Here is a 4936-nt window from a genome sequence, read left to right on the forward strand (position 1 = left end):
GAATCGAAGCGGGGAAGGCACAGCCAGTCCACTGTGCCGTCCCGGCAGACCAGGGCGGCGGTCTGCATGTCTCCGATGAGTGCGTAATCCTCGATACGCCCGGCCACGTGCATCTCCAGTCGAACGGCCATGTCGCCCCGTAGGGCATTACTGCGGGTCAAGAGGTCGTCGCAAGGCGTTGTTGTGGGGGAACCTGCGAACCAATTACCTCGCCCGGGGCGAGTGTCCGAGCAGGATACGACGCACCTCGATGATCCGCGCGACTGTCTCATCAACACGTCTTACCCGAACGGGTGTGTGTACGGGCACTCGTGGTGATCAGGCGAGGTGGGCGCCCCGATGCTGCCGGAAGCGGGGTCCCCTCGGCGCTGATACCCTGGTAGCCCGTGGACCGGTGGTCGTCCGCAACCGCAGACGAGGCCCCGAACCGCAGCGACGGCGCCTCCGGAGTCTCCGGACGAACGCCGGTACGCACCTCACGATCGCGACCACGGGAGCCCCCTTTGGCTATGCAGCCCACATCCACGACGACCAAGCACATCTTCGTCACCGGGGGTGTCGCCTCTTCCCTCGGCAAGGGTCTGACTGCCTCCAGCCTCGGTGCCCTGCTCAAGGCGCGTGGCCTTCGGGTCACCATGCAGAAGCTCGACCCGTACCTCAACGTCGACCCGGGCACGATGAACCCGTTCCAGCACGGTGAGGTGTTCGTCACCAACGACGGCGCCGAGACCGACCTGGACATCGGCCACTACGAGCGCTTCCTCGACGTCGACCTCGACGGCTCCGCCAACGTCACCACCGGCCAGGTCTACTCGCAGGTGATCGCCAAGGAGCGGCGCGGCGAGTACCTCGGTGACACCGTGCAGGTCATTCCGCACATCACCAACGAGATCAAGCACCGCATCCGCCGCATGGCCACCGACGACGTCGACGTCGTGATCACCGAGGTCGGCGGCACGGTCGGCGACATCGAGTCGCTGCCGTTCCTGGAGACCGTCCGCCAGGTCCGCCACGAGGTCGGCCGGGACAACGTCTTCGTCGTGCACATCTCGCTGCTGCCCTACATCGGCCCGTCCGGCGAGCTCAAGACCAAGCCGACCCAGCACTCCGTCGCCGCGCTGCGCAACATCGGTATCCAGCCCGACGCCATCGTGCTGCGCGCCGACCGCGACGTACCGACCGCCATCAAGCGCAAGATCTCGCTGATGTGCGACGTCGACGAGGCCGCCGTGGTGGCCTGTGTGGACGCCAAGTCCATCTACGACATCCCGAAGGTGCTGCACACCGAGGGCCTGGACGCCTACGTCGTGCGCAAGCTCGACCTGCCGTTCCGCGACGTCGACTGGACGACGTGGGACGACCTGCTGGACCGCGTCCACAACCCCGACCACGAGATCACGGTCGCGCTCGTCGGCAAGTACATCGACCTGCCCGACGCCTACCTCTCGGTCACCGAGGCCATCCGGGCCGGCGGTTTCGCCAACAAGGCGCGGGTCAAGGTCAAGTGGGTCGCCTCGGACGACTGCAAGACCCCGGCGGGTGCCGCGAAGCAGCTCGGCGACGTCGACGCGATCTGCGTCCCCGGCGGCTTCGGCGACCGCGGTGTCAACGGCAAGATCGGCGCCATCCAGTACGCCCGCGAGAACAAGGTGCCGCTGCTGGGCCTCTGCCTCGGCCTCCAGTGCATCGTGATCGAGGCCGCGCGCAACCTCGCCGAGATCCCCGACGCCAACTCCACCGAGTTCGACGCCGCCACCTCGCACCCCGTCATCTCGACGATGGAGGAGCAGCTGGCGTACGTCGAGGGCGCGGGCGACCTGGGCGGCACCATGCGGCTCGGCCTGTACCCGGCGAAGCTCGCCGAGGGCTCGCTGGTCCGCGAGGCGTACGACGGCCAGCCGTACGTGGAGGAGCGCCACCGCCACCGCTACGAGGTCAACAACGCCTACCGGGCCGAGCTGGAGAAGAAGGCCGGTCTGGTCTTCTCCGGCACCTCCCCGGACAACAAGCTCGTCGAGTACGTCGAGTACCCGCGCGAGATCCACCCCTACCTGGTCGCCACCCAGGCGCACCCGGAGCTCCGCTCCCGCCCGACCCGCCCGCACCCGCTCTTCGCGGGCCTGGTGAAGGCGGCCGTCGAGCGCAGGACGGGCGCGAACGCCGGTGGCAAGCAGGACACCACGTCGGGCAAGTAGTCCGGCGCCGCACAGGCATTAACGTTGACCGGGGTACGGATCCGCCGAGGATGCGTGCCCCGGTTTCTGTTTTTCGTGGGAGGACGTAGATGGGTTTCCAGGACACGCCCGAGGAGTGGCAGGTCACCGCGACCGAGACGCCCTTCACCGGCAACAAGACCAGCGTCCGGACCGACGAAGTGGTGATGCCGGACGGCACGGTCGTACGCCGCGACTACCAGGTCCACCCGGGTTCGGTCGCCGTGCTCGCGCTCGACGACGACAACCGGGTCGTCGTGCTGCGGCAGTACCGCCACCCGGTGCGCCACAAGCTCTGGGAGATCCCGGCCGGACTGCTCGACGTCCCCGGCGAGAACCCGCTGCGCGCGGCCCAGCGCGAGCTCTACGAGGAGGCGTACGCCAAGGCCGAGGAGTGGCGGGTGCTGACCGACGTCTACACCACGCCGGGCGGCTGCGACGAAGCCGTACGGATCTTCCTGGCCCGGAATCTCTCCGAGGCCGACGGGGAGCGCTTCGAGGTCTCCGAGGAGGAGGCCGACATGGAGCTGGCCCGGGTGCCGCTCCAGGAGCTGGTACGGGGCGTGCTCGCGGGGGAGTTGCACAACAACTGCCTCGTGGTGGGCGTCCTCTCGCTGGCGGCGGTGCTCGCCGGTGACGGGATCGATTCGCTGCGCCCGGCCGACGCGCCCTGGCCGGCCCGCCCGTTCGAGGCCTGACGGGCCGTAGGGACGGACCGGCGTCCGGCGGGTCCGCCGGGACCGTGAGAGGTCACCGGCGGCCCGCAGGGCCGCTGAACGGTGTACGGAGGTCCTTCGATCGGACAAGATGCTGATCCGATCGGGGGACCTCCGCGCCGTGCTCCAGGGAAATCGTCCACACGCCTGAACTACGCTCGGAATGCCCTGACCGGAGTCCCGGCGGGCGACGCGTGCAGCGAAGTGGAGCGTGGCCCGTGACGGATCAGGCGGTGGACACCAGCGGCCCGGCCAAGGCAGCGGGAACCGAGGAGCCGTCCGGCGCCACCCCACCCCAATTCTTCGGCCGCGAACGCGAGTTGAAGGCGCTGCGGACCGACATGGAGCGAGCCGGGCTGGACACCCTGGCCGGTCGCAAGGCCGCCCGCGCCCGGGTCCTGCTGATCGCCGGACGCCCCGGCTCCGGACGCACCGCACTCGCCGGTGAACTCACCCGCGGACTGCTCGCCGACGGCGACCACCCCGACGGACTGCTCCGCGTCCGGCTCACCGAACCCGGCGGCGCGCCGGTGCCCACCGAGCGCACCGCCCGCGAGCTGCTCGACCAGCTGGGGGTGACCGGGCCGCCCGGCGCGGACGGGGACGAACTCTCCGAGATGGTCCGCAAGGAGCTCGCCGGACGCCGCGCCCTGCTGCTCCTGGACGACGCGGCTGACGCGGAACAGGTCGACCCGCTGCTGCCGGACAATCCGGACTGCCTGGTCGTCGCCACGTCCAGGGGTCCACTGACCGGTATCCCGGGCGTCCGCCCCTGCACCATCGGCGGCCTGGACGTGGGCTCCGCCGTGCGGCTGCTCGCCCGCACCATCGGAGAGGTCAGGATCACCGTCGATCCGCGGACCGCCGAGACCCTCACCGAGGAATGCGGCGGGCTGCCGGCCGCCCTGGTCATGGTCGGGGGATGGCTCGCCGCACACCCCATGGCATCGGTCGCCGATGTCACCAAGCAACTGCGCGAACTGCCGGACGATACGGAGCAGTCCACCGGCTCCCGCCCGCTGGCCCGTGCCTTCCGGCTGGTCCACGACTCGCTGCCGCCGACCGCCGGCCGGATACTGCGGCTGCTCGCCCTCGCCCCCGCCGGACTCGCCGACGCCCACACCGCGTCCGCGCTGGCCGGCTGCTCCGTCTCGGCCGCCCAGACGACCCTCGACGACTTCGTGGCTCTGGGACTGCTGCACACCAACGGGGCGGATCAGCCGCAGTACGAGGTGCCCGGCTGCCTCGCGCCGCTGCTGCGGGCGCTGCTGGGGGCCAGGGACCGGCCGGCGGAGGTCCAGCTGGCCAGGGCCCGGATGCTGGAGCGGACCGTACGGCTGCTGCAGTCCTGCCGGGCGGTCACCGAACCCGAGGGCTCCCCGGCCCGCCGCAAGCTCGCCGGACTGCCGCGCTCGCTGCGCTTCCCCAACCCCGAGGCCGCCGCCGAATGGCTGCGGATCCGCCGGCCCGCCCTGCTGGCCTCGGCCCGGATCGCCGTCGAGGACGGTGAACTCGACACCCTGGCAAGGCGGTTGGTGGCCGCTCTGGTGCGGGCGCTGGCCGTGCACCAGGGCACCGAGGCCGCCGCCCCCGAGCTGTACGGACTGCACGGTCTGGTGCTGGCCGTCGCCGAGCGGCGGGAGCTGCCGCGCGAGCGGGCCGCCGCGCTGCTCAACCTCGCCGACCTCGACGCCAGGACCGGCCGCACCCGGGAGGCGCTGGCCCGCTACCGGGCCGCGCTGGACGCCGGACGGGCCGCGAAGGACCCGTACGCCACCGGCCGCGCGATGGAATCCGTAGGCGGCGCCTACGCCGAGCTGGGGGACTTCCAGCGGGCCTCCGACTGGTACGGCCGCGCGCTGGCGCAGCGGCTCACCCAGGGGGAGCGGGCCGACGAGGCGCGGCTTTACGGGCGGCTCGGCGCCGTCCACACCTATGCCGGGCGGTACGGCGAGGCGCTGCGGAACTGGCGCGCCGCGGCGGCCGGGTACCGCAGGCTCGGCGACG

The 4936-nt window shown here is 71.3% G+C and carries 3 protein-coding genes; all 3 read left to right on the forward strand.

Annotated features, from left to right (window positions below):
• Positions 1–509 precede the first annotated feature (509 nt).
• Entirely contained in the window at positions 510–2195 is a 1686-nt protein-coding gene (locus ABZY11_RS42830) for a CTP synthase (RefSeq protein ID WP_356484361.1), read from the forward strand.
• Positions 2196–2284: 89 nt separating this feature from the next.
• Positions 2285–2911, forward strand: a complete 627-nt coding sequence (locus ABZY11_RS42835; RefSeq protein ID WP_356484362.1) for an NUDIX hydrolase — start codon at positions 2285–2287, stop codon at positions 2909–2911.
• Between the two features lie 236 nt (positions 2912–3147).
• Positions 3148–4936: tetratricopeptide repeat protein (locus ABZY11_RS42840; protein WP_356484363.1), on the forward strand; the 1789-nt coding region annotated here is incomplete at its 3' end.

Origin of the sequence: Streptomyces sp. NPDC006510, from assembly GCF_040611955.1 — a bacterium.
Taxonomy (GTDB): domain Bacteria; phylum Actinomycetota; class Actinomycetes; order Streptomycetales; family Streptomycetaceae; genus Streptomyces.

Coding starts and splice junctions, on each gene's coding strand:
- ABZY11_RS42835 (WP_356484362.1), top strand. CDS start 2,285: ATGGGTTTCCAGGACACGCCCGAGGAGTGGCAGGTCACCGCGACCGAG.
- ABZY11_RS42830 (WP_356484361.1), top strand. CDS start 510: ATGCAGCCCACATCCACGACGACCAAGCACATCTTCGTCACCGGGGGT.